The sequence below is a fragment of the Flavobacterium sp. C4GT6 genome (assembly GCF_036347315.1).
Classification (GTDB): domain Bacteria; phylum Bacteroidota; class Bacteroidia; order Flavobacteriales; family Flavobacteriaceae; genus Flavobacterium.
In genome coordinates this window covers 33664-59628 of record NZ_JAZGZU010000002.1, presented here as the reverse complement: position 1 = coordinate 59628, position 25965 = coordinate 33664, and the positions used below count along the sequence as shown (strand labels likewise).

Sequence of the window (25965 nt, the reverse complement as noted above, 5' to 3'; positions counted from 1 at the left end):
CTAAACAATATAAAGTATGAAAGTAGCAGTAGTAATGGGCAGCATATCGGATATGCCGGTAATGCAGGATGCCATAGACATTTTAAAAGAGTTTGGTATAGAAACACACGTAGATATTGTTTCGGCGCACCGTACCCCTGAGAAACTGGTAGATTTCAGTTCTAACGCACACAACAATGGTATATCTGTAATTATTGCAGGTGCCGGTGGCGCAGCACACTTACCGGGAATGGTAGCCTCTATGTCTCCGCTTCCTGTAATTGGTGTACCTGTAAAATCAAGTAACTCTATTGACGGTTGGGATAGCGTACTTTCTATCCTGCAAATGCCGGGCGGAGTTCCGGTTGCAACAGTAGCCCTTAACGGTGCTAAAAATGCGGGCATACTTGCAGCACAAATTGTAGGCAGCCACGACAAAGCTGTTTTAGATAAGATTATCGCTTACAAATTAAAACTGAAGGAGGCTGTACTTAAAGCTGCCGAAGGTTTACAGAAATAATTAAAAGCTGCCAATTGGGCAGCTTTTTTTATGGCTTTTACGCATCGGGTAAAAAGTATACCTTTGGTATAGTTGTTGACCGTTTCAACACAGTTATGATTAAAAAATCTTAAACAGGACTATGAATTCACTTACCCAAAAATTTAATACAAAACACGATACAGCTCCCTTTAACTCCATAAAAACAGAAGATTTCCTTCCTGCTTTTACCGAAGGGATTGCAGCGGCAAAAAAAGAGATTGACGAAATTATCTCTAACCCGGAAGAGGCTACTTTTGAAAACACTATCGAAGCCCTTTCCTTTAGTGGCGACATGCTGGATAGAACATCGGGCATCTTTTTCAACCTGCATTCGGCAGAAACCAATGACGATATCCAGAAAATTGCCATGGAAGTTTCGCCTCTGCTTTCGGAATTCAGCAATGATATCCGCTTAAACAAAGATTTGTTTGAAAGGGTTAAGGCAGTATATGACAAAAGAGACAGCCTTACACTAACCCCTGAACAAAGCACATTACTGGAAAAGAAATACAAAAGCTTTGCCCGTAATGGTGCCAACCTGCCGGAAGACAAAAAGTCAAGACTTCGTGAAATTGATAAAGAGCTTTCTCAACTAAGCCTTAAGTTCGGTGAGAATGTGTTGGCAGAAACCAATGCTTTCCAACTGCATATAACAGATGAGAAAGATCTTTCGGGACTTCCGGAAGGAGCTATAGAAGCTGCACATGAAGTAGCCAAAAGCCTTGAGAAAGACGGATGGGTTTTCACACTTGACTTCCCAAGCTATATGCCGTTTATGACTTATGCCGATAACAGGGAACTGCGTAAAAAAATGGCGTTGGCATTTGGAGCAAAAGGTTTTCAGAATAATGAGTTCGACAATCAGGAAACCGTATTGCAGATAGTTAAGCTTCGCCACGAGCGCGCTAATCTTTTAGGCTATAAATCGCACGCCGACTTTGTACTGGAAGAACGCATGGCAGAAAGCCCGGAAAAAGTTCGCACCTTCCTAAACGACCTATTGGTAAAAGCCAAGCCGGCAGCACAAAAAGAATTTGCTGAGCTTACTGCTTTCGCTAAAGAACTGGACGGACTGGATCATCTTGAAAAATGGGATGGTGCTTATTATGCTGAAAAACTAAAACAGAAACTATTCAATCTCGATGACGAAAAACTGAAACCCTATTTTGAATTGGACAAAGTGCTTAACGGAGCCTTTACCATTGCAGGGAAATTATACGGCATTTCGTTTACCGAAGTTCAGGATATAGACAAATACCATAAGGATGTAAGGACCTATGAGGTAAAAGATACAAAGGGTAACCTTGTAGCTATTTTTTACGCCGACTTTTTCCCGAGAAAAGGGAAACGTAACGGAGCATGGATGACATCGTTTAAATCACAATACATTAAAAACGGCGTTAACGAAAGACCGCATGTTTCTATAGTATGTAATTTCACAAAACCTACAGGAACCAAACCATCACTACTTACATTTAATGAAGTCACCACATTATTCCATGAGTTTGGACACGCGCTTCACGGTATGCTGGCAAATACCACTTACCCTAACCTTTCGGGCACCAGCGTATACTGGGATTTTGTTGAGCTACCAAGCCAAATAATGGAAAACTGGTGCTACGAACCGGAAGCATTAGAGCTTTTTGCACACCATTATAAAACAGGGGAAGTTATCCCTATGGAGTACATTAAAAAAATCAAGGATAGTGCCGCTTTCCAGGAAGGTATGGCAACTATGCGTCAGTTAAGTTTCGGGCTGCTTGATATGGGTTGGCATGCACAGGATCCGGCTGCGATAGGAGATGTTAAAAGTTTTGAAACCGAACAGTTCTCCCCTACCCAGCTTTACCCTGATGTACAGGAAAATGCCATGAGTACTGCATTCTCTCATATTTTCCAAGGCGGATATTCTTCCGGTTATTATAGCTACAAATGGGCTGAGGTACTGGATGCCGATGCTTTTGAATACTTTAAAGAGAAAGGTATTTTTGATAAAGAAACTGCCGATAAGTTTAAAAACAACATATTATCTAAAGGAGGAACAGAACACCCTATGCTACTTTATAAACGTTTTAGGGGGCAGGAGCCTAAACCGGAAGCTTTATTAAAAAGAGCCGGACTGTTATCATAAACCTTATAAAACAAAAAAACTGCTAATAATATTAGCAGTTTTTTTTTATTCGACTAGTCTGTGAGTTTGTTCAAAGGCAGCTATAAGCTCTTTATGTCGTGTAAAGCCATATTGTTCTACTTTTTCACTATTCACACCACTATATAAGGTAACAATATCCGTATCAAAACCGTTATCCGGAAATGCCTCATTATCTAAACACTCTATGTAATACCATCTACAGTTAACAGCCGATTGCGTATTCCAAAAATAGCCTGTAAGCATTGGTTCCTTATTAACGGTTATAACAAATTGCTCTCCAAAATTTCTATCAGGATATAAATTGCAAATCCGCTTTATAACCTTTTTACTAAGCATCAACTTATTAGCCCTTAAATCAAAGGCCTTAATATCACTATCATCAATAAAAGGTTCTGACTGCAAATCGACCGAATCGGCCTCAAACTGTCCTGCAAAGACTACCTCCTCTCTTATTGTATCAAACTGGGCATCTTTAAAAATATCCTTAGCCCTGTCGTATTCAATTTCCTTGTATTTGGAAGTTTCTTTAAAAGGTACAGCATCAACAAAAGCTAATCTGTGCTTTAACAAATAAATCTCAATTTTAGGATGCTTTTCTTCCTTGCACCCCATAGCCAACAGAGCAACCAAAAATAATATAACACATTTCATAACAAGCTTTTATGTAAATATAGCCATTAAAAGAAAATAAACTTTCATATATTTTTGAAAGTTTAAAAATAAGTTTATATCTTTGGCTCATGGAATTCACAGAAGCAAAAAATAAATTCGTACAAACCTGGGGGGCATTAGGCTCACAATGGGGCATAAACAAAACAATGGCTCAAATACATGCCCTGCTTATGGTAAGTAACGAACAGCTTTCTATGGAAGACATTATGGAAGAACTACAAATATCACGTGGTAATGCCAGTATGAACATTCGTGCTCTTATTGACTGGGGAATTGTATACAAAGAATTTAAGCACGGAGAACGCAGGGAGTTTTTTACAGCTGAGAAAGATCTTGATGAGCTTGCCATTAAAATTGCTAAAGAGCGAAGCAAACGCGAAATTAAACCGGCACTTAAAGTTTTAAAAGAAGTATCTACCGATGTAGATACCAAAACAACCGAAGGAAAATATTTTGCCGAACAAACCGACAAGCTCTATGAATTTGTTTTAAAAACCGACAATATAATTGAAAAAGCTACTGAGTATAAAGATAACTGGCTTACTAAACTTTTAATGAAGATGATGAAATAACATCATTTTTTTTAACCAAAACTTTCATTTTTTTCTGAAAGTTTAAAACAAAAAATAAATCATGAAATATATTTACAGAATAAACATTTTTGCTGTAACACTCCCGTTTGCAATAGCCACGTTAGGAGTATTTAATCAGGATTTTTTGATATTTGCCTTGCTCTCAACAATGGTTACAGGCGGACTACAGGTTCTTCTTGCTATAATTTCCTTTTATAAAAACCCAAAAGAAGTACATCTATACATATATAGTACACTTACCATACTATTCTTTTTATTATGGAAACTGTACCCTAACAACGAGGCAATATTCTTTCTTCCCCCAGCACTTGCTATATACCACTTTAATATCATTCGCACACTATATAAAAGAGAGAAAAAAAATGAACCTTAATATTCTTACATACGTCATTTTCCTGCTCATAATTATTTACATCATTGTGGTGGTAGGGAAAATTTGCTATAAAAACGGAAACATCTATGTATTGGAATTGCTACATGGCGATAAAGAATTATGCCTGCGTATCAATAAGATACTACTGTTAGGCTACTATCTGGTAAACATAGGCTATGCGGCAATGACATTACTAAACTGGGAAACCGTAAACACTTTTAAACGCCTTATAGAAACCATAGCGGTTAAGTCGGCCATAATAATCAGCATACTTTGCATACTACATTATCTAAACATATTCATATTAACCAAATACGTTCAAAAAATTATTAACGACTAAATTTTATCATCATGGAAACTACAAAAATATTAATCGGTTATGCCATTTACCTTCCTGTTGCTATAGCACTAACATTTACAGTATCTCGAACTCTGTTTAAAAACAGCAAGATTTTTATGCTGGACATATTTAAAGGTCGCGAAGAAATAGCCAATGCCACTAACAAACTTTTTGAAACCGGATTTTACCTTTTAAACCTAGGCTTTGCATTAATGATTTTAAAAATAAGCCTAGATGACAATTCTTATCAGGACTTGGTAGAAACCCTAAGTTATAAAATAGGCGGTTTCTCTATTTACTTAGGCATCATGTTATTTTTAAATCTGTACTTCTTTTTTAGAGGAAAAAGAAAAGCTAAAGGAAACCAACCGGAAGAGTATGTAACGTATAAACAGTAAAACATTAAACCACACCTTACCTTGAATTATAAAATGTTATGAAAAAGATGATTATCGCTGCCGGGACAGGCTTTCTCGGCAGCATTCTTAGCGAGCACTTTAAAAACAAAGTTGATGAGATTGTTATTCTTACCCGCGGTAAATCACGCACCACGGGTAATATAAAATATGTACACTGGAATGCCCGAACCTTTAGCGGCTGGGAAACTGAACTGGAAAACAGCGACGTACTTATTAATCTGGCGGGTAAATCGGTAAACTGTAGGTATAACGAGCAAAACAAAAACGAGATTATGGCATCTCGCCTCAACAGCACTGCAATACTCAACAAGGCAGTATTACAATGTAAAAATCCGCCTAAGCACTGGCTTAACTCATCTACCGCTACCATTTACAAAGGCTCTTACCACAAACAGATGGATGAGATTAATGGCGACAAGGGATTTGACTTTTCAATGAAAGTGGCACGTGCATGGGAGAAAGTATTTTTCAGGACCGAAACTCCGCAAACACTTAAAACGGCTTTGCGTACTTCTATCGTTTTGGGTAAAAACGGAGGCGCGTACCCTATGCTAAGGAAATTAGCAAAACTGGGAATGGGCGGCAAACAGGGCAATGGCAGGCAGTATGTAAGCTGGATTCATGAGCATGATTTTGCCCGCGCCATAGAATTTGTAATCAATACCCAAACAGAGGGCGTAATAAACATTGTAAGCCCCACTCCTATTCGTAATAATAACTTTATGAAGGCAATTGTAAAACAGGTTAAAGCTTCTTTTGCTATTCCTGTTAGCAAAACAATGCTTGAAATAGGAGCAAAAATAATAGGTACTGAAACCGAACTGATTCTAAAAAGCAGAAATGTAATCCCTAAGCGATTACAGGAAAACAGTTTTACATTTACCTACCCTGAATTGAGTACTGCTTTGCAAAATTTATAAATAACTGGCCAGTACCACGAGTCCAAACCAGAAAATAGGGATACTCTCTACCCAAAACAAGGTATAGTATTTACTACGGTTTGGAGTGGCATATATGGTAAATAAAGCCGTTGCTACCACCAGCACTACATTTACTATAAGTTGCATATGGTCTATAGTACTTTTAAAAAACTCCAGAAAATAAAACGGAAGCAACAGTATCAGGTTAAGGAGTTTGGTCATCTTTACCCCTATTATTTGCGGTATGGTGCGTAGCATCGGGTCATCCTCACTTAAGTCAATTATCTCAAATATCAGGATAAGGATAAGTACCAAAAGGAATCGCTGACAGAATTTAAGGATAAGATCGGTTACAATTTCATTACCTACCTCAACAATAGGCATCAGCGTGGTAACACCTGCCCAGCAAAGAGCCACTATATACACTTTTATACCGCTGAGGTTTCTAAGGTTAGGACGCTTTGGGAATACAGGAACCGTATACAAAGCCGTTAACCCAAAAAAAATAATCCCTGTGATTTGGGTTTGGCGTTTAAGCATCAGGAAAAAAACACCCGCTGCCACAAAAGCCACAGCGCTTAATGCCGTTATTATTTTCAGGTTTATACTAATGGGTCTTTTAAACCTATACCAGCTTTCATACTTCATAAAGTTGTAGCTAAACATGGTACCGCAATAGGCAAAACCCGCCATGTGAAAATTGAACGGAAGGTTAAACATATGGTTCGTCATTAGCACCAGTGCCAGCACCGACATTGCCACGTGCATACTACCGTGTAAATACAGGTCAAATATCCGTTTTAATACTTTCATACTTACAAAAATAATCAATCTCACAACAGGTTTTAGTTTAGGTTAAAAAATTCTTAAAAATCACGATAAAAAAGACATTAAAATTTGGATATAATTAACTAATTTTGTGTCCTCTAAAAAACACGCAACAATATCATATGAGAACAGATGCTTTTGCTTTAAGACACATTGGCCCGAGGGAGAATGATCTGCAGCACATGTTTAAGACCATTGGTGTCGAATCCATAGACCAATTAATCTATGAAACTTTACCGGATGATATACGTTTAAAGGCTCCGCTAAACCTGGATCCTGCCATGACGGAATATGAGTATCTAAACCACATACATCAGTTAGGAGCAAAAAATAAAATATTCAGGTCATACATTGGTTTGGGTTACCACCCTGCTATTGTACCTGCAGCTGTCCAAAGGAACATTTTTGAAAATCCGGGATGGTATACTGCCTATACTCCGTACCAGGCAGAAATTGCTCAGGGACGTTTAGAGGCTTTATTGAATTTCCAGACCACTGTAATAGAACTTACCGGTATGGAAATCGCAAATGCTTCTCTTCTTGATGAAGGTACCGCAGCTGCCGAGGCTATGGCACTTTTATTTGATGTTCGTACCCGCGACCAAAAGAAAAACAACGTAAATAAATTCTTCGTTTCCGAAGAGATACTACCACAAACTCTTTCGGTACTTCAAACACGTTCTACCCCAATTGGTGTTGAGCTTGTAATTGGTAACCACGAGGAGTTTGACTTCTCTGAAGAGTTCTTTGGTGCTATCCTGCAATACCCTGGTAAATACGGTCAGGTTTACGACTATGCCGGATTTATCGCTAAGGCTAAAGAAAAAGAAATCAAGACAGCTGTTGCTGCCGATATATTAAGCTTAGTTAAATTAACTTCTCCGGGTGAACTTGGAGCCGATGTTGTTGTAGGTACTACACAACGTTTTGGTATCCCTATGGGATATGGTGGTCCTCACGCTGCTTACTTTGCTACTAAAGAAGAGTACAAAAGAAGTATGCCGGGAAGGATTATTGGTGTTACCATAGATGCAAACGGAAACCGTGCGCTTCGTATGGCCTTACAAACAAGGGAGCAACACATTAAGCGTGAAAAAGCGACTTCAAATATTTGTACTGCACAGGTACTTCTTGCTGTTATGGCAGGTATGTATGCGGTATACCACGGTCCAAAAGGACTTCAGTACATTGCTAACAAAGTACATGCAAGTGCTGTTACAACTGCCTATGCTCTTAACAAACTTGGTGTTTACCAAACTAACACATCATTCTTTGACACTATCGTAGTTAAGGCTGATGCTGCTAAAGTTAAGACTGCTGCCGAAAACAAAGAGATTAACTTCTACTATATAGATGGTGAAACTGTTGCTATCGCATTTAACGAAACAACTTCATTAAAAGATATTAATGATATTGTTGCCGTATTTGCTGAAGCTACAGGTAAAACTGCCGAGGCTGTTACTGCACTTGCAGAAACTGTACACATCCCGTCTACATTAATAAGAACAAGCGAGTTCTTATCTCACGAGGTATTTAACAAATACCATAGTGAAACCGCTTTAATGCGTTACATTAAAAAACTGGAGCGTAAAGACCTTTCGCTAAACCACTCTATGATTTCATTAGGTTCATGTACCATGAAACTTAATGCTGCTGCAGAGATGATTCCGTTAAGTTACCCAAGATGGAATAACATCCACCCGTTTGCTCCGCTAGAGCAGGCTCAGGGTTACCAAACAATGCTTAAAAAACTGGAAGAGCAGCTTAATGTTATTACCGGTTTTGCAGGCACTACACTTCAGCCTAACTCTGGTGCTCAGGGTGAATATGCCGGACTAATGGTTATCCGTGCTTACCATCAGTCAAGAGGTGAAGAGCATAGAAACATTGCGCTTATACCGGCATCGGCACACGGTACTAACCCAGCTACTGCTCACATGGCAGGTATGAAAGTGGTTGTTACTAAAACATCTGAAAACGGAAATATTGATGTGGAAGACCTAAAAGCAAAAGCAGAACTTCACAAGGACAACCTTGCCTGCTTAATGGTTACTTACCCGTCTACTCACGGTGTATACGAAGCATCTATAAAAGAGATTACAAAAATTATTCACGATAACGGCGGACAGGTTTATATGGACGGCGCTAACATGAACGCACAGGTAGGTTTAACTAACCCTGCTACAATTGGTGCCGATGTTTGCCACCTTAACCTGCACAAAACATTTGCTATCCCTCACGGTGGTGGTGGTCCTGGTGTTGGTCCAATATGTGTGGCTGCTCACCTTGTACCGTTCTTACCTACAAACCCTGTAATTACTACAGGTGGTAATAATGCTATCACTGCAATTTCTGCAGCTCCATGGGGATCGGCTCTTGTATGTCTTATCTCTTATGGTTACATCACTATGCTTGGTGCAGAAGGACTTACAAGCTCTACTCACCACGCTATCCTGAATGCTAACTATATTAAAGAAAGACTTAAAGGTCACTTCCAAACACTTTATACAGGTGAAATGGGTCGTGCTGCTCACGAAATGATTATTGAGTGCCGTCCGTTCAAACAAAACGGAATTGAGGTAACTGATATCGCTAAGCGTTTAATGGACTACGGTTTCCACGCTCCTACGGTATCGTTCCCTGTTGCAGGCACTTTAATGGTTGAGCCAACAGAAAGTGAAAACCTTGAAGAGTTAGATCGTTTTTGTGATGCTATGATTGCTATCCGTAAGGAAATCGATGAGGCTTCTGCAGACGATAAGAATAACGTACTTAAAAACTCTCCTCACACATTAGCAATGCTTACTTCTGATTCATGGGATTTCCCATACACAAGAGAGAAAGCTGCTTACCCACTTGAGTATTTAGCAGAAAACAAATTCTGGCCAAGCGTAAGAAGGGTTGATGATGCTTATGGCGACCGTAATCTGGTTTGTTCATGTGCTCCAATCGAAGCTTATATAGAAGAATAAGAAATATATTCCCTAAAAAGGCTGCCTAATGGCAGCCTTTTTATTTATACTGACCTGCATCATAAAAACACAATACCATAGTAGCTAACTTTACCTTAAATATCAAAGTATAATGAAAGACATTGAAACACGAGAGGATATAGTACTATTGATGCGGGAGTTTTACAACCACCTTTTAACCGACCCTGCCATAAGCTATATATTTACCGATGTTGCTAAAATAGACCTTGAGGCTCACCTGCCTCACCTAACCGATTTTTGGGAATTAAGTGTACTTCATACAGGTACTTATAAGAAAAATGTGATGCAGCTGCATTTGAACCTCAATGAAAAAGAAAGGTTAACAGACACACATTTTGACATTTGGCTGGGGTATTTTAACCAATCGGTAGATGATTTGTTTTCAGGAAGTAATGCCGAGAAAATAAAAACAAGAGCATTAAGTATTGCTACAATTATGAAAATAAAAATTCATACAACTTAAATTATCAATTTACTATTTTAAAGACTTTATTTTTATATATCCTTAATTTATATGCTTGCATAGTATTTTTAAGGTTAATCTAACGTTTTTATAGTTAACTTAGCTTTAAACAAACAAGCAATGAATATCAAAATAACAGGATCAGGGAGTTATATCCCTACCAGGATTGTAACAAACTTAGAGTTTGCTCAACACGAGTTTTTAGGTGAAGGCGGGAAACCACTTCCCTATTCTAACGAAGAGGTAGCAGAAAAATTCAAACAGATAACCGGTATTGAAGAGCGCCGCTATGTGGATAAAGACCTACTTACTTCAGACATTGCCTATTTTGCTGCACAAAGAGCTATAGACGATGCCAAAATAGACCCAGAAACTATTGATTATATCATTTTTGCCCATAACTTTGGTAATGTAAAAAGCGGAGCCATTCAAACAGACATACTGCCAAGTTTGGCATCACGCGTTAAACACAGCCTGAAAATTAAAAACCCTAAATGTGTGGCTTACGATATATTATTCGGGTGCCCTGGCTGGGTAGAAGGTGTAATACAGGCACAGGCGTATATCAAAGCAGGCATGGCAAAACGTTGCCTTGTTATTGGTGCCGAAACCTTATCACGTGTGGTAGACCCACACGACCGTGACAGTATGATTTATTCTGACGGTGCAGGGGCAAGTATTATTGAAGCTACTAATGACGAAGGCGGTATACTGGCACACGAAACAGCTTCTTTCACTCATGACGAGGCTTATTTCCTTTTCTTCGGAAATTCATACAACGTTACACACGATCCTGATGTACGTTATATTAAAATGTACGGACGTAAAATATATGAGTTTGCGCTTACTAACGTTCCGTTGGCTATGAAAGACTGTCTTGACAAAAGCGGTGTAGCTATAGAGGATGTTAAAAAAGTACTGATACACCAGGCTAACGAAAAAATGGATGAAGCCATTATCCACCGTTTCTTTAAACTGCACAAAAAAACTCCACCGGAAGGTGTAATGCCTATGAGTATTCATAAACTGGGTAACAGTAGTGTTGCAACAGTCCCTACCCTATACGACCTTTTAATCAAAGGGCAGCTTGAAAATCAGGAAATACAAAAAGGTGATATTGTAATGTTTGCATCGGTAGGTGCGGGTATGAATGTAAATGCCTTTGTATACAAAGTATAATTATATATTACAACATATAAAAAGGACAGCTTATCGGCTGTCCTTTTTTAGTTTATTATTTATCGGTTATTTCTTTTTAGCAAACGAAAGTGCTTTATCCATCCATACGTTTACCTGATATACCAGTCTCAGTTTATATACCGCTATGATGTTTATCAGTAACGATAGTCCGGTTTTGTAAACAAGGTTAAGAAGGTTATTAGAAGCATCCGGTAAAAGATAAATTATTGCGAGTGACAGTCCGAATATCAGTCCCATCTTTACAAAAGCCTTATCAAAAGGCAGCAGTCCGAACTTCCTGTAAATAAAAACCATTTTCAAAGCATTGAATAAAGTTACCGAAAGGAACGAAGCCCAGGCTATACCCTCTATACCACAGTCAGTATAATACACCACAAAAAGGTTTAACGGTATATTTAGCCCCACAAGGCACAATATAGCAATCATATTAAACCTGTAATATTTGGAGTAGGTAATGATTTCGGTATTGAATCCGGTAGCCATATTAATAAGCACGCTAAAGCCCGAAATACATATTACAGGGATCATTTGGCTCAGCTTGTCATAAGACGGGAGTAACCTAAACAGGTCGTCTATTCCTAAAAAGATACAGCTGTACAGCAATGCACCTATAAAAAACAGTAGCCTTGCCGTTTCCTTATATTTTACATGAAGATCTTTAAAATTTTCTGATTTAAGATAGTCGGAAATAATCGGAGCATATAATGCAAATAAGCCTACAGCAGGCACCTGCATGGCAGAAGCTATAGTAACCGCATTACCAAATATACCGTTAGCCTCATCGGATATAAAATTAAACACTACTATACCATCTATCCTAAAAGCCAGTACCGACCCAAAACTCCCGGCAAAAGAAAACAGACTGTACCTGAAATAATCCTTCCTTGATATTTCCTCAAACAGTGTTTTAAACCTGTAATTATACCCCGGCTGAAAATATCTAAAAAGATAAAACCCCGTAAACAGGAATATAAACACATAGGTAAGCACATAGAAAAACAACGACTCATTTACGCCTAGCACATTATTAAGTAACAGGATAAAGAGTAAAGGCAATGCTACCTTAGGCATTATTTTTTCAAACAGTGTAGGCACGGCGAGTCGCTGCATTTGTTGTGCCTGTTTTCTAAACAAATCAATAAAGGCTAATGAAATAGCTATAGGGAAGGAAAAATAAACCAATATTATATCCTTATACCCTGTTAGCTTATCAAACAGAAAAATAAGCACCAGCACAACAAGTGATGCCACACTTATGGAAACAAGGCTGTAGTTAAACAGTTGTTTCCTCTTTTGGTTATCTAAAGCAGGATAAAATTTAATAAGTGCGTGCGATGCACCAAGCACCATAACAGGGTACAAAAGCTGGGTAAGATAATCGATAAATTTTATAATCCCCGAAAAGCCATAATCCAAAGGATAAATAAACAATGCCGAAACAATACCTATTGCAGTTCCCAGGTAATTAATTACAGTGTAAAAAAATGCCTGTTTATGTATAACCTTATTCCCCAATAGTTAAGTGTAAAAGTATATAAGTAACAACAAATATACTTTTCATTTATGAGACTACAGATATACTTTTTTTATATTTTTGAAACTCAATTCCATAAAAAATGTACGAAAAGACTTTTCCGCACAAACGCTATAACCTTACACTTGCTTTTTTAAAAAAGCATATCCCTACAACAAACACCCTGCTCGACCTTGGGATTGAAAATCCTTTTTCTAAAATCATGAAAGAGGCAGGTTATACCGTAATAAATACCGGCGGAGAAGATATAGACAACAACCAGAGTTCCATTACAGAAACGGAGTATGATGTATTTGCTGCTTTTGAGATTTTTGAACATTTACTAAATCCCTACACCATTTTACAAAAGGTAAAAAGCGATAAGATTATTATATCGGTTCCCTTACGACTATGGTTTAGCTCTGCTTACAGGAGCAAAACAGATATGTGGGACAGGCACTACCATGAGTTTGAAGACTGGCAACTGGACTGGCTTCTTGAAAAAACCGGATGGGTAATTAAGGACCGTAAAAAATGGACCAACCCTCCTAAAAAACTGGGCATCCGTCCGTTATTAAGGCACTTTGTTCCGCGTTACTACATCGTATATGCCGAAAGAGCTAAATAATTTTCACAAAGTTTCTGCCTCATAATTACAGTTAGAGCTGCTAATAATTTATAAACTGAAAGTTTTTAAGGATATTTGCACCTACTTCTGTAAACCATGAGATATTACACTATTATTCCGGCTTATAACGAGGAAGCTTTCATGGCTGCAACACTGCAGTCACTGGCAGCACAAACCGTATTACCGGCAAAAGCAGTAGTGGTAAATGATAACTCTACCGACAGGACTGCCGAAATAGTACAGGAGTTTACTGACAAGTACTCGTGGTTATCATTGGTAAACAAAGCATCTGATGCTGTTCACCTACCGGGAAGCAAGGTTATACAGGCTTTTAACACCGGTTATGAAACTATAGATGAGGAATATGATATTATCGTAAAACTGGATGCCGACCTGATTTTACCTCCTGATTATTTTGAGTCAATACTGGAAGTTTTTAAAAACAACCCTAAAGCTGGTATGGCAGGCGGATTTGCCTACATAGAGAAAAACGGCGAATGGATACTGGAAAGCCTTACTGATAAAGATCACATTCGTGGTGCATTTAAAGCTTACCGTAAAGAACTTTTCCTGCAAATGGGCAAGTTAAGAACTGCTATGGGTTGGGACACTGCCGATGAACTACTTGCTAAATTTTACGGATGGGAAGTGATTACAGTAGAAAGGCTAAAAGTAAAACATCTAAAACCTACCGGATCCAATTATGATAAATCGGCACGCTACAAACAGGGAGCCGCTTTCTATACTCTGGGTTACGGATTCGTTATTACAGCAATAGCCTCTCTAAAACTGGCTATGAAAAAAGGCAAACCCAGTTTGTTTATCGATTATATAAACGGATATTTTAAAGCTAAAAAAGAAAACAAACCCATGCTTGTAAACAAAGAACAGGCAAAATTTATACGGCAGTATCGCTGGGAAAAAATAAAACAGAAGATATTTTAACTAATCGTACATATTAAAAAACTATTAAGTAATACTAAAAACTGGCTACAATTCGGTACTTTAGCCTTTATTTTTAAACTAAATGATTAAAGCATTAAACCAGATAGGCAAATACTTCCTTATGATTAAGGAGGTTTTTAATAAACCTACAAAATGGTCGGTAATGAAGTCACTAATCCTCAAAGATATAGATGACCTTATTATAAGATCAATGGGTATCGTAGCATTCATATCGTTCTTTATAGGCGGGGTTGTTGCCATACAAACTGCCCTTAACCTTACTAACCCGTTAATCCCTAAATCACTTATTGCTTTTGCTACAAGGCAGTCGGTAATATTAGAGTTTGCCCCTACATTTATTTCTATTATTATGGCAGGACGTGCAGGGTCATACATCACATCTAGTATTGGTACCATGAGGGTAACCGAACAAATTGATGCTCTTGAGGTAATGGGTGTAAATGCCATTAACTACCTTATATTCCCTAAAATTATAGCCTTCACATTATATCCATTTGTGATTGCAATATCAATGTTTTTAGGAATAATGGGCGGATGGCTTGCGGGAGTATATGGTGGTTTTGTAGGAAGCGATCAGTTCCTTGAGGGTATACAAACTGATTTTATACCCTTCCATGTTTTTTACGCCTTCCTTAAAACATTTGTTTTCGGGATGCTGCTAGCAACAATACCTTCCTTCCATGGTTTTTACATGAAAGGTGGTGCGCTTGAAGTAGGTAAAGCAAGTACCACATCATTTGTATGGACCAGTGTGGTTATAATTACTGTAAACTACATTATAACACAATTACTTTTAAGCTAATGATAGAGATTAAAGACATAGAAAAATCATTTGGGGATACCAAAGTGCTTAAAGGTATTTCTACAACATTTGAAACCGGAAAAACCAACCTTATCATTGGGCGAAGCGGATCGGGTAAAACCGTTATGCTAAAAACCCTGTTAGGTATACATACACCTGAAAAGGGATCTATCTCTTTTGACGGAAGAATATACTCTGAACTTACTAGAGACGAAAAAAGAAGTCTGAGAACCGAGATAGGAATGGTATTTCAGGGAAGCGCCCTTTTTGACTCCATGAATGTGGAAGACAATGTGGCTTTCCCGCTAAAAATGTTTACCAATAAAAGAGGGAGGGAAATTAAAGACAGGGTTAACGAAGTACTTGAAAGGGTAAACCTTGTTGATGCCAATTATAAATTCCCTAACGAAATATCAGGTGGTATGCAAAAAAGGGTAGCAATCGCGAGGGCAATAGTAAACAACCCTAAATACCTGTTTTGCGATGAACCTAACTCAGGACTTGATCCGGAAACCTCAATACTTATTGATGAGCTTATACAGGAAATTACCCGAGAATATGATATAACTACAGTTATCAATACTCACGACATGAACTCGGTACTGCAAATTGGCGAGAAAATTATTTTCCTTAAAAACGGTATTAAGGAATGGGAAGGTACTAATGAGCAAATACTTGAAACAAGAAATAAATCGATAGTAGAGTTTGTTTACTCGTCTGAACTGTTTAAAAAAGTACGTGAAAGTTTACTTGAAGAAGATGACGAAGAAAGAAAACAAGATCTTAACATTAAAGATGAATAAAAAAAGCTTAGCAATTGCTAAGCTTTTTTTATGCTGTATTAATAACTAATTAATTTTCCTGCCTGTTAAGGTATACCCATCCGGTTACCTGTTTCCCTGCAGATAAAGTAGCCACATAGTAATAAGTACCTGTAGGTAAATCTCCTTTATCAGACTGACCATGCCATTCGTTTAAGTAGCCTTCTTTCTCATATACTTTAAGTCCGTATCTGTTAAATATAAGCAGTTCCTGTACTTCTAGGTTAGAAAGATCAAAAGTATCATTCTTACCATCGTTACCCGGCGAAACCCCTTTAGGAATTCTACAATAAGTATTTTCAACATCTACCGAAGCTATAGCCATACAACCTTCTGTATCGGTAACCTCAACAGTATATGTACCCGCAGTCAGCTCAGATATTACCACTTCCGGCCCGGCGGCACTAAATCCTTCAGGTCCTGTCCAGCTATAAGTAGCTCCTTCCAGTTCATCTTGGTTAGCTACATTAATTACATATTCAAAATCATTACAACCGTTATCCAGCACCACATCAAAAGCATTGGTATTCCTGTTAACCTGAATTATCTCTTCGGTAATACACCCGTCGTTATCAACTTCAACACGGTATTGTCCTACTTCAAACACCTCAATAGTTGCAGCATCCACTCCGTCAAGTAAATCAGATTCATAATACCACTGGTAAGTCACTGCATTCTCATCAAAATTAGAAGGTACTACATTAAGCAGTCCTGACTGCCCTTCACAAAGCGAAGTATCACCATCAATAACAAAATCAGGTGATGCTTTTATTTCCACATCAACCGTAGCAAAAGATGAAGCACATCCGTCTACAAGTACTCGCACCTGGTAAGTACCATTAGCAGCTAGCCCCGCCCCTGTAAGCATAGGGTTTTGATCTGTTGAAGCAAAGTTATCAGGACCTATCCATTCATAAGTTGCATTAGCAACTGTTGCGGAAGATAGCTGAACATTCTCACCTTCACACACTGCAGCTACAGGATCGGCTTCCGGAGCATCAGGAATGTTTCTTAATTCAACAATAATAATTGCCTCATCCATATTATCACACATATCGGTTACACGATATCTAAACTGATATGTACCCGCCGTAAGCCCTGCTGTTGTTAGCATATTGCCCGAAAGTGCACCACTACCGTTAACATCGGTCCATGTACCGCCTTCATCGTGCGGATTACTTAAAAAGTCGTTTAGGTTTACAGGCTGTTCATCATTACAGTATGTTATAGTATCATCATCTCCGGCATTAGCAGCCGAAGCTGGCTCAACAACATATTCCAGCACCTGTTCACACTCAATTCCTCCCGTTGAGGTCATTCTTACATAATAAGTACCTGCATCGGTATCAGAATTAAACGGAGCAAAATCTAACGAATTAGCAGTACTTAAAATAGTACCGGGAGCTCCCTCTTTCCACCATTCATAATCAAAGAACGAAAACTGCGATACAGATAGCTGCCCTTCAGCACCATCACAAAGTCCGGCACCAACAATTTGAACCTGTTCAAGATCGCTTATATCCATCTGTACATTCCTAAAATTACCACAGGCATCAGTAACTCTAAAGTTATAGGTGCCCGGAGTAAGGCTGGCAAATACATTATCGGTCCCGTTATCAATAACAACCGGCTGTGTAATACTATATTGAAGTGGCGCTATACCTTCGGCTTCTACAGCTACATACATACCATCGTTTCCGCATAGCAGGCTGTATATATCAACAATTTTAGGCTGGGCATCAAAATCAAACTCATGTATTGTAGAAACACATCGTGTTGTTGGTACCATACCATTAGAGTACACAAAGAAAACTCTTATTATCCTAAAATGTCCCAAATAAGGTAAATTAAGGTTTGGATCACCGTTGTCTATTAATTTTGAATTTGTACCGTTTGGCTGACCTCCTTCTGTATACGCACTACCTGTTAGCGGATGCCCCCACACATCAGTAGCTTCATCATATTTTTGTAACCAGTAGGAAACAGCAAAGTTACTATTTGCTGTATGAGAAAACTGCAAATCAAACGATCCACAATATGGTATAACGTCTATATTTTCAAGATTATCCTCATAACCTTCAATTAGTACAGAATCAATATGTTCTATACCACAATTATCAATAGTTGCAAAAGTATAATTACCTGCCGGAAGCGAATTCATATACACTTGTCCATTTGAAATATTAAAGGATATATCATAAGGAAGTGTTTCGGTAAAGGTAGCCGGAGCAGAAGTAATTTCTGCAGTAGCAATATTATTACCAGATATATAGAAATTAACCGATCCATAACCTAAGGCACACCCCGGTAGTTGATCAAAAGTTAATCCGGCGCCGGAGCCCGATGGAGTAATTTCAATTTCAAGTATATAATCATCCCCACAGGCATCGGTAACTACAATTGTATAGGTACCTATCGGCATATGAGTCAATAACACTCCTGTATCAGATATAAATTCAGACACATCGTCCGGTAGTGCATTAGGATATGAATCAGGAGCAGCAATTATTTCTGCCCCCACTAAAACACGTGCATCAAAAGCTATATCAATTTGACCTAAACAGGTTGTAGGATTTACACTTGTTAAAAAACTAGGTTCACCCTCATTAGTAAGTTCAATATCCTGAACTACACTATTACCGCAGGCATCTGTAACCTGTACACTATAACTCCCCATAGGTAATGGATTGCTAAAAGAACCGTATATAGCCTCTGGTGCACTAAATGTAGGATGTGACGGATTAAAATTAGCCGGTACAAAACCTGCCGGAGCACTTAAAAAAGTTACCTGAAAAGGAGGCATATACAAAGACGGTACAATAGTCATAATAAATTCCTCACATCCAAGGTTATTGTCAAAAAGAGCGAAATTAATAGCGTCGTCAACTTCTACATCATCATGGTTAAAAACATTACCACATTTATCGGTAATCTGTATATCATAGGTATATTCCTGATCATTATAGAAAGGAATTTCTGTCGTTAAAGCATTAATACCTGTTGGGTTTCCAGATGCAACGTTTTCATTTATTATAATAGGAGCACCTCCACCCGGAGGATAAACAGTAAACTGAAATACAAGAGGGAAAAACACCTCTGTATTACTTCCTCCATTGGTATACAGAAAACCAATATTTACAGTATCACATGAGGGAAGAACAGTATAATCAAGTCCCGGATCTTCCATATAAAAGCTCGGCTGAGCTGTAATTAATTGATGAGTAACCACATCTGCATCACCACACGCATCGTGCACCCTTACCTGATATGTTCCCGGAGGTAGGTTATTAAACTCATTTGAAGCCTGTTCCGGAAAAGTAACCGGACCCGACATAATTTCATAAGTAAAAGGTCCGCTACCGGTTGCAACATTTATAACTAATGCTCCGTCATTACCACAATGTACATTAGTTCCCATTATAGTATAACTAAGAGCGACTGTTTCATCGGTTATTGTAACATTTGTTGACGCTGTATTTGAATCTCCTCCCAATGACTGAGTCGCTATAACAAGATAGTCTCCATCTTCAAGACTGTTTACTGTAGTTGAGGTTGTAGTAGCTACAGGAGTAGTCGTATCAGGCAATAAGTATACGGTATAATCAATAGTAGCTGCAGAGTTTGTGCCCGAAACGGAAAGCGATAACGACCCGTTACCCAAACAGGTTTGTGGTGTGGCTGTTGTCGTAACAGTAAAGGAAGGCAACTGCGCAAATACTGCTGTGCAGGACAACAACAACGACAGTATAAATAACCATCGTTTTAATTGAGTAAAATTTTTATACATAATTTATAGTAGTTTAGTTTGTTCTTCTTTGAAGGTAAACCCATCCGGTTACCTGTTTTCCTGCCGAGAGCGTTGCCACATAATAGTAGGTACCTGTAGGGAGTTCTCCTTTATCAGACTGTCCATGCCAATCGTTGAGATAGCCATCTCTATCATATACTTTAAGTCCGTACCTGTTAAATATCTTCAGGTTTTGTACTCCTAGATTAGACAAATCAAATTCATTATTAAAATCATCATCTCCCGGCGATATCCCTTTTGGTATCCTGCAATAGGTATTTTCAACATTTACAGATGCCGTTACACTACAACCATCAGAGTTAGTAACTTCTACTGTATAAATACCCACCGGCATTTCTGATATTATTATTTGTGTACCCGTAGCATTATATCCTTCGGGACCTGTCCAGTTAAATAAATAACCGTCAAGCTCATCTGCATTTGTTACCCAAACACCATATTCAAAATCAATACAGCCATTATCAAGTACTACGTTAAAAGCATCATTATTCTGACTTACATTAAAAGACTCTTCGGTTACACAGCCTTCATTACTCACTTCTACCCTATACACTCCGGTTTCATATATTTCAATATCGGGAGCAGTTACACCGTTTAGCAAAGCATCATCATAATACCATTGATAACTTGCCGTAGCTTCATCAAAATTTGAAGCAACAACACTTAGGAGTCCTTCCTGACCTTCACATAATGTGGTATCTCCCTGTAATTCAAACTGAGGCAACGGCCTCACATTTACATTTACTGTAGCCACGTTAGAAGCGCAACCGTTAACTACAGCTCTTACTTCATAAATACCTGCTGCGGCAAGACCCACGCTCTCAATAACCGGGTTTTGTACCGAAGCCGTAAATCCGTTAGGGCCTGTCCACTCATAAACTGCATTTGGCACATTGGTAACTGCGAGCTGAATCATTTCTCCTTCACACACTCCATCTAAAGGTGTAACCAGAGGAGCTTCGGGAATATCCCTTAGTTCAAAGGTTATCACGGCCTCATCTGCAGCATTACACATACCAGTTACCATATACTTAAATTCATAAACACCCTCCGGTAAATCAGCTATATCAAGAGTACCATCAGTTAGGGCTCCGGTACCGTTCATATCACTCCACATCCCGCCTTCATCATGCGGATTACTTAAATAAGCCTCAAGATTCACAGCCTGTCCGTCATTACAATACAAAACAGCACTATCATCACCGGCATTTAATCCGGAAGAAGGCTCCACAACATATTCAAGAGTTTGATTCATACACGAAACCGGATTAGAGGTAGATATTCTTACATAATAAGTTCCGGTGTCATTACTTTCATTAAACGGAGTAAATTCAAGAGAGCTTGAAGCACTTAAAACAGTATCAGGATCATCTCCTTTATACCATTCATAATTAAGGAAAGAAAAAGGCGGTACCGAAAGTAGTCCGTTTTGACCGTCACACAAACCGGAAGCCTCAATTTCAATTGGATCGGCTTCGTTTATATCAATTTGTGCAGTTCTAAAATTTCCGCATTCATCGGTTACCCTCATAGTATATACAGCAGCTACCAATTCTGAAAAAACGTTAGACTCTCCATTATCAACACTAAAAGGCTCTCCGTCTTTCTGGATAATACTATACTCCAAAGGAGGCATCCCTTCGGCCATTACTGCTACTTCGGCAAGACCATCATCACAAGGAAAGCTGTATATGTCTAAAATTTTAGGCCCTCCCATAAAATAGAATTCATGTAAAACCTCAAAACACTTAAAGTTTGTTGAAATACCATTACTATAGGTATAGAATGATTTTACTATCCTGAACTGCCCGCTAAAAGCAAGGTTTATATTATTTGCATTATTAATCAGTGCTAAAGAGTTACCTCCTGTAGGGGGAGTACCTTCATCATAAAGAGCCCCGGTTTGAGGATGCCCCCATCCCCCTGTTTGAGGATAATATTTTTGTAACCAAAACTGTTGATTTTGTGTACCGTTGCTTGCATTTTGAATATTAAGTTCAAAAGAGCCGCAATTTTCGGTTAATGTATAGCTATTTACTATTTTATGATATCCTTCAACTGTTATATCAACACTTATAGTACCTCCACAGGTGTTAGAAAACGTAAATACATAATCTCCTTCCGGCAGAGTATTCATATAAAAATTACCGTTTGTACTTATATTAAAAGTAACATCGTAAGGAGTCGTTTGAGTAAATGCTGCCGGTGCCGCCTCAATTACAGCAATTGTTAAATCAGTACCAACTCCATCTACTTTTATAGAACCATAACCTTCGTCACAGCCTGGCCTTTGTTCTACGCTAACACTAAATGAGGAAGGACTTGCCAAAACTTCTTTTGTATACGTAAAACCACAAGAATCAGTCACTTCAAAAACATATACGCCAAACTCAACATCGGTCATAAGTACCTTCCCTTCGTCTGTTATATAAGGCTCCAAATCCTCCGGCAAAGTTTCCGGATAACCTACAGGAGCACTTAGAAGTGTTGCTTCAGTAATTAATCTTGAAGGCACTTCCAGTTCTATTGAGACTCCATCACACCCTACACTTTGAGTCACTACCGATATATCCAGCTCTGGCATTTCCAGTTCAAAATCTACAATCAGCTCCTGCCCGCAGGAGTCTGTAATCAAAACACTATATTCACCAGCAGGAACCGGGTTTGATTCTGAACCATATTGAATTTCTTCCACCGACTCAAAGTTAGGATGAAGCGTACTGTATTGTGATGGGACAAATCCTGCAGGTACAGAAAGAAACTCTATTTCAAAAGGAGCTAAACAATTGATTAGCATAAAACCAAAACTAAAATCGTCACAGCCGTATATTTCCTGAAGTCCGGTACCTGAAAAAGATGGTTGCATAAAAACATCTTCTATAGTATATATATTACCACAGGCATCAACTGCTGTTATATCACAACTGTATTCCTCTCCCTGATAATACGGAAGATCTACAACAATTGGGTCTGACTGAGTTTCACCCGTTACTATGGTTGGTGTACCTCCACCAGGAGGATAAACCGTAAACGTAAATGATAAAGGAAAAGCGACAACCTGTCCATCTGGCTTTCCAAACCCATAATTTACTGTTACTGTATTGCAATCAGGTAATACAGGCTGATAAAAACTATCTAATATTTCTCCAAGAGTTAAACCTGCTGTAGCCTGTGTTAACTGTACCGATACTACAACTGCATCACCACAAATATCATGTACTCTTACCTGATATAATCCTGCCGGTAAATTATCAAACACATTAGATACCTGTAATGGTCTTGTTACCGGACCTGCAAAAATTTCATACGACACCGCCGTACCCGAAGTTACATTTACCGTTATACGACCATCGTTACCACATATTGCATTTTTTAATTCAAAAAGATAAGTAAGCTCTACAGTCTCATCATCAATAGTAACGTTTTGCGTTTGTGTATTTGATTGCCCCGATAAGGATTGTGTAGCGACAACCATATAATCGCCGGCCTGAAGATTATTGTAAGTGGAGGAAGTAGTAATCCCTACAGGGGTTGTAGTATCGGGTAAAAGGTATATGGTATAATCTATATTTGCCGACGGGTTTACCCCTGATACCGAAAACCCCAAAGCACCATTACCCAAACAGGTTTGAGCAGTTGGGGTAACCGTTAAAGTAAAATCAGGTAACTGTGCAAAAGTTGCCATACTAAACAATAGGAACGAAAACATAAAAAGTAATCGCTTTACAGTAAGGCTTATGTTCATTATATAGCGGTTTTGTTGGTTGTTCCAAGCAAGCACATGCCTTTAAGCATTCACGTAGGTTTATACTACAATAAACATTTACAGCAGTGTAAGCTCTTATTGTATAAGATGCTGTTCACCATACAAATAGTTGTAACCTTTATCGCTATTAATTGTTAAAAAACAACGTTGGTTAAACCCGTAATAAATAAAAAAAAGGAAAGGGTAATAGATATAATCAGTTCACTGAACCTTTATAAAAAAGACAGCCTGTAATTAGTAAAAGCAGGTTTTGCGCATTAAATACAAGGTAAATTACTACATAACACCGCCTGTTTACAGAAAACAGGTATGAATTGACAAATCTTTTTCAAGCTATTTTGTTGGTTTTCAGGAATAAATATAAAACATTAGCGTTTAATTTCTTAATTAAACGTTAAATTTAACAAAATAGCCTAACTCAAAATTTATTGATTTTTAGTAACAATAGCAGTAATCTTCTTTATTTCCTGCTCTTTTTCCTTTGGGTAAATAAGTAATATATCATCCCGATCTACCACAATATAATTATCCAATCCGTCAATAACTACAGTTTTGTCAGAGTCAGTACGGATAATATTATTTGTAGCATTTTCAAGAAAAACCCTGGCGTTAACAACAGCATTGTTGTTTTCATCCTTACCTAATTTTTCATGCAGTGATCCCCAGGTACCAAGATCATTCCAGTCAAATGAGGCAGGAAGAACATATACATTTTCTGCATTCTCCATTAAAGCGTAGTCAATAGATATATTATCGGCCTTAACATAGTTCTCTTCAATAAACTCTTTTTCCTCCGGGTTATTATAATGTTCGTAACCGGCTTCAAACAATTCATACATTTTAGGCTGAAATTTCACAAAGGCATTTAATACCGACTCTACCGTCCATATAAAAATACCCGCATTCCATAAAAAGTTACCGCTGTTTAAAAATTCCTTTGCCGTTTTATAATCAGGCTTCTCCCTAAACTGAGATACCTTTTTAATCAAATTGGTATCCTGTTTATTGTACTCAATATAACCGTAACCCGTATTAGGAAAAGTTGGCTGTATACCTAGGGTCATTAAAACCTCCTGTTTTAAAGCGCAGTTAAAAGCCTTTTGAACATTGTCCAGAAAAGCATCTTCATCCTCAATCCAGTGATCGCTTGGCGCTACCACCATAACAGCATTAGGATTAAGCTTTTTGATTTTTAAAGTGGCATATAAAATACACGGAGCCGTGTTTCTCATAGCCGGTTCCAGTACCATTTGTTCCGGAGACAAATCAGGAAGTTGCTCCAGCACCAAATCGTTATATATATCGTTTGTTAAAACAAGTATGTTTTCTTTAGGGATTAATTTTGATAGCCTTGAAAAAGTTTTTTGAATGAGTGTTTCACCAGTACCCAACATGTCGTGAAACTGTTTAGGGAACTGAACCGTACTTACCGGCCAAAAACGAGAACCTACTCCTCCAGCCATTAAAACAGCAAAATAATTTTCGTTCATTATATGGTAATCGTTTTTTGTATTAATATAAAGTTTTTAATTTTAAAATCAATTTCAAAGTGCTTTAATCTCTATTTAACAATTAATGTGGCAGGAGTTCAACCTCGGCATTAGGATTAAATAAATAAATCTTACCGGTACTAACCTCCAGACACTCATACCGTTTAACCCTTTGCGCACCTTTACGGAATATCTTACCATTGTAAATGCGGAAATGACTGCCATACGGAATTTCAAAAATATAATTTTTATCTGATACTTCATCAAATTGCTTAAGGGCAATTGACAGTGTAGCATCGGTATCACTACTGGCTTTTGGATTCCTAAAATGCCTTGCCAGCAAGGGCAGCAACTGAGACGGAAAAATCTCAGGGCGTATAAAAGGAACCATCAGTTTTTGAAAAGTAGACTTCCATTCCACACCGTGAGGTTTGATATTTCGTCCGTATTTTTCAAATGCTACCAAATGGGCTATTTCGTGTATCAGCGTCATTAGGAACCTGTATTTATTAAGACTGCCGTTAACCGTGATTTGATGATAACCGTTTACATCCCTGCGATAGTCACCGTGACGTGTAACCCTGTCGTTTACTATTTTAAGATGAACACCATATTCCCTAATCAGCTCAAAAACGCTGTCTACGGCGTGCTCAGGCAAATAAGGCTCAATTACATGTTTCACTTAAAAATTCTTTCTT

The 25965-nt window shown here is 38.2% G+C and carries 21 protein-coding genes; 14 read left to right on the top strand and 7 right to left on the bottom strand.

Translation table 11 applies throughout. The features are described 5' to 3' along the window. The first annotated feature begins 16 nt into the window (after positions 1 to 16). Entirely contained in the window at positions 17 to 499 is a 483-nt protein-coding gene (purE, locus tag V3Z67_RS02485) for a 5-(carboxyamino)imidazole ribonucleotide mutase (protein WP_157482867.1), read from the top strand. A gap of 121 nt (positions 500 to 620) precedes the next feature. Further along, positions 621 to 2651: a M3 family metallopeptidase gene (locus tag V3Z67_RS02480; RefSeq protein ID WP_330441833.1), complete on the top strand. Its 2031-nt coding sequence runs from the start codon at positions 621 to 623 to the stop codon at positions 2649 to 2651. A gap of 45 nt (positions 2652 to 2696) precedes the next feature. On the opposite strand, the gene V3Z67_RS02475 is transcribed toward V3Z67_RS02480, so the two are convergent. Continuing rightward, entirely contained in the window at positions 2697 to 3323 is a 627-nt protein-coding gene (locus V3Z67_RS02475) for a hypothetical protein (RefSeq protein WP_330441832.1), read from the bottom strand. A gap of 89 nt (positions 3324 to 3412) precedes the next feature. Here V3Z67_RS02475 and V3Z67_RS02470 point away from each other — a divergent pair, with 89 nt between their 5' ends. From V3Z67_RS02470 to V3Z67_RS02450, 5 genes are all read left to right on the top strand, one after another. Continuing rightward, on the top strand, positions 3413 to 3916 hold the full coding sequence (locus tag V3Z67_RS02470; RefSeq protein WP_330441831.1) for a GbsR/MarR family transcriptional regulator: 504 nt from the start codon (positions 3413 to 3415) through the stop codon (positions 3914 to 3916). A 61-nt stretch (positions 3917 to 3977) separates the two neighbouring features. Continuing rightward, positions 3978 to 4310, top strand: a complete 333-nt coding sequence (locus V3Z67_RS02465; RefSeq protein ID WP_330121235.1) for a hypothetical protein — start codon at positions 3978 to 3980, stop codon at positions 4308 to 4310. Continuing rightward, positions 4300 to 4650, top strand: coding sequence for a hypothetical protein (locus tag V3Z67_RS02460; RefSeq protein WP_330441830.1), 351 nt, complete (start codon positions 4300 to 4302; stop codon positions 4648 to 4650). Before V3Z67_RS02465 ends, V3Z67_RS02460 begins: the two co-directional genes overlap by 11 nt. Positions 4651 to 4661: 11 nt before the next feature. Next, a complete protein-coding gene (locus V3Z67_RS02455) occupies positions 4662 to 5048 on the top strand; it encodes a hypothetical protein (RefSeq protein ID WP_035129677.1) in 387 nt (128 codons plus the stop codon). A 38-nt stretch (positions 5049 to 5086) separates the two neighbouring features. Continuing rightward, positions 5087 to 5989 carry a TIGR01777 family oxidoreductase gene (locus V3Z67_RS02450; RefSeq protein ID WP_330441829.1) on the top strand — a complete coding sequence of 301 codons (903 nt, stop codon included), beginning with the start codon at positions 5087 to 5089 and terminating at the stop codon, positions 5987 to 5989. Here the strand turns inward: V3Z67_RS02450 and V3Z67_RS02445 are convergent. Continuing rightward, positions 5984 to 6802 (bottom strand): hypothetical protein, encoded by an 819-nt coding sequence (locus V3Z67_RS02445; protein WP_330441828.1) that lies wholly within the window; start codon positions 6800 to 6802, stop codon positions 5984 to 5986. The genes V3Z67_RS02450 and V3Z67_RS02445 overlap by 6 nt on opposite strands. Before the next feature lie 137 nt (positions 6803 to 6939). Here V3Z67_RS02445 and gcvP point away from each other — a divergent pair, with 137 nt between their 5' ends. The 3 genes from gcvP (at position 6940) to V3Z67_RS02430 (ending at position 11452) form a co-directional block, all read left to right on the top strand. Beyond that, complete coding sequence (gene gcvP / locus V3Z67_RS02440; RefSeq protein ID WP_330441827.1) at positions 6940 to 9789, top strand: aminomethyl-transferring glycine dehydrogenase; 2850 nt, start codon at positions 6940 to 6942, stop codon at positions 9787 to 9789. Positions 9790 to 9901: 112 nt separating this feature from the next. Then, complete coding sequence (locus tag V3Z67_RS02435) at positions 9902 to 10273, top strand: group III truncated hemoglobin (RefSeq protein ID WP_330441826.1); 372 nt, start codon at positions 9902 to 9904, stop codon at positions 10271 to 10273. A 120-nt stretch (positions 10274 to 10393) separates the two neighbouring features. Then, positions 10394 to 11452: a 3-oxoacyl-ACP synthase III family protein gene (locus tag V3Z67_RS02430; protein WP_330441825.1), complete on the top strand. Its 1059-nt coding sequence runs from the start codon at positions 10394 to 10396 to the stop codon at positions 11450 to 11452. A 66-nt stretch (positions 11453 to 11518) separates the two neighbouring features. On the opposite strand, the gene V3Z67_RS02425 is transcribed toward V3Z67_RS02430, so the two are convergent. Beyond that, complete coding sequence (locus V3Z67_RS02425) at positions 11519 to 12988, bottom strand: lipopolysaccharide biosynthesis protein (RefSeq protein ID WP_330441824.1); 1470 nt, start codon at positions 12986 to 12988, stop codon at positions 11519 to 11521. A gap of 101 nt (positions 12989 to 13089) precedes the next feature. On the opposite strand from V3Z67_RS02425, the gene V3Z67_RS02420 reads away from it, so the two are divergent. The 4 genes from V3Z67_RS02420 (at position 13090) to V3Z67_RS02405 (ending at position 16185) form a co-directional block, all read left to right on the top strand. Beyond that, positions 13090 to 13614 (top strand): methyltransferase, encoded by a 525-nt coding sequence (locus V3Z67_RS02420; RefSeq protein ID WP_330441823.1) that lies wholly within the window; start codon positions 13090 to 13092, stop codon positions 13612 to 13614. A 96-nt stretch (positions 13615 to 13710) separates the two neighbouring features. Continuing rightward, positions 13711 to 14559, top strand: coding sequence for a glycosyltransferase family 2 protein (locus tag V3Z67_RS02415; protein WP_330441822.1), 849 nt, complete (start codon positions 13711 to 13713; stop codon positions 14557 to 14559). Positions 14560 to 14641: 82 nt separating this feature from the next. Continuing rightward, complete coding sequence (locus V3Z67_RS02410; protein ID WP_330441821.1) at positions 14642 to 15382, top strand: MlaE family ABC transporter permease; 741 nt, start codon at positions 14642 to 14644, stop codon at positions 15380 to 15382. Then, entirely contained in the window at positions 15382 to 16185 is an 804-nt protein-coding gene (locus V3Z67_RS02405; protein ID WP_330441820.1) for an ABC transporter ATP-binding protein, read from the top strand. Before V3Z67_RS02410 ends, V3Z67_RS02405 begins: the two co-directional genes overlap by 1 nt. Positions 16186 to 16234: 49 nt before the next feature. Here V3Z67_RS02405 and V3Z67_RS02400 read toward each other — a convergent pair whose 3' ends face one another. The 4 genes from V3Z67_RS02400 to V3Z67_RS02385 all read right to left on the bottom strand — a co-directional run bounded on the left by V3Z67_RS02400 (position 16235) and on the right by V3Z67_RS02385 (position 25949). Beyond that, on the bottom strand, positions 16235 to 19990 hold the full coding sequence (locus V3Z67_RS02400; RefSeq protein WP_330441819.1) for a gliding motility-associated C-terminal domain-containing protein: 3756 nt from the start codon (positions 19988 to 19990) through the stop codon (positions 16235 to 16237). 13 nt (positions 19991 to 20003) lie between these two features. After that, complete coding sequence (locus tag V3Z67_RS02395) at positions 20004 to 23756, bottom strand: gliding motility-associated C-terminal domain-containing protein (RefSeq protein ID WP_330441818.1); 3753 nt, start codon at positions 23754 to 23756, stop codon at positions 20004 to 20006. Positions 23757 to 24202: 446 nt separating this feature from the next. Beyond that, positions 24203 to 25267, bottom strand: coding sequence for a mannose-1-phosphate guanylyltransferase (locus V3Z67_RS02390; protein WP_330441817.1), 1065 nt, complete (start codon positions 25265 to 25267; stop codon positions 24203 to 24205). Positions 25268 to 25349: 82 nt separating this feature from the next. Further along, on the bottom strand, positions 25350 to 25949 hold the full coding sequence (locus tag V3Z67_RS02385) for a SprT-like domain-containing protein (protein ID WP_330441816.1): 600 nt from the start codon (positions 25947 to 25949) through the stop codon (positions 25350 to 25352). Between the last annotated feature and the right edge of the window lie 16 nt (positions 25950 to 25965).

Bases quoted from the DNA above. Each gene is read 5' to 3' on its own strand.
- purE (WP_157482867.1), top strand. From the start codon at position 17: ATGAAAGTAGCAGTAGTAATGGGCAGCATATCGGATATGCCGGTAATG.
- V3Z67_RS02480 (WP_330441833.1), top strand. From the start codon at position 621: ATGAATTCACTTACCCAAAAATTTAATACAAAACACGATACAGCTCCC.
- V3Z67_RS02475 (WP_330441832.1), bottom strand. From the start codon at position 3,323: ATGAAATGTGTTATATTATTTTTGGTTGCTCTGTTGGCTATGGGGTGC.
- V3Z67_RS02470 (WP_330441831.1), top strand. From the start codon at position 3,413: ATGGAATTCACAGAAGCAAAAAATAAATTCGTACAAACCTGGGGGGCA.
- V3Z67_RS02465 (WP_330121235.1), top strand. From the start codon at position 3,978: ATGAAATATATTTACAGAATAAACATTTTTGCTGTAACACTCCCGTTT.
- V3Z67_RS02460 (WP_330441830.1), top strand. From the start codon at position 4,300: ATGAACCTTAATATTCTTACATACGTCATTTTCCTGCTCATAATTATT.
- V3Z67_RS02455 (WP_035129677.1), top strand. From the start codon at position 4,662: ATGGAAACTACAAAAATATTAATCGGTTATGCCATTTACCTTCCTGTT.
- V3Z67_RS02450 (WP_330441829.1), top strand. From the start codon at position 5,087: ATGAAAAAGATGATTATCGCTGCCGGGACAGGCTTTCTCGGCAGCATT.
- V3Z67_RS02445 (WP_330441828.1), bottom strand. From the start codon at position 6,802: ATGAAAGTATTAAAACGGATATTTGACCTGTATTTACACGGTAGTATG.
- gcvP (WP_330441827.1), top strand. From the start codon at position 6,940: ATGAGAACAGATGCTTTTGCTTTAAGACACATTGGCCCGAGGGAGAAT.
- V3Z67_RS02435 (WP_330441826.1), top strand. From the start codon at position 9,902: ATGAAAGACATTGAAACACGAGAGGATATAGTACTATTGATGCGGGAG.
- V3Z67_RS02430 (WP_330441825.1), top strand. From the start codon at position 10,394: ATGAATATCAAAATAACAGGATCAGGGAGTTATATCCCTACCAGGATT.
- V3Z67_RS02420 (WP_330441823.1), top strand. From the start codon at position 13,090: ATGTACGAAAAGACTTTTCCGCACAAACGCTATAACCTTACACTTGCT.
- V3Z67_RS02415 (WP_330441822.1), top strand. From the start codon at position 13,711: ATGAGATATTACACTATTATTCCGGCTTATAACGAGGAAGCTTTCATG.
- V3Z67_RS02410 (WP_330441821.1), top strand. From the start codon at position 14,642: ATGATTAAAGCATTAAACCAGATAGGCAAATACTTCCTTATGATTAAG.
- V3Z67_RS02405 (WP_330441820.1), top strand. From the start codon at position 15,382: ATGATAGAGATTAAAGACATAGAAAAATCATTTGGGGATACCAAAGTG.
- V3Z67_RS02400 (WP_330441819.1), bottom strand. From the start codon at position 19,990: ATGTATAAAAATTTTACTCAATTAAAACGATGGTTATTTATACTGTCG.
- V3Z67_RS02395 (WP_330441818.1), bottom strand. From the start codon at position 23,756: ATGAACATAAGCCTTACTGTAAAGCGATTACTTTTTATGTTTTCGTTC.
- V3Z67_RS02390 (WP_330441817.1), bottom strand. From the start codon at position 25,267: ATGAACGAAAATTATTTTGCTGTTTTAATGGCTGGAGGAGTAGGTTCT.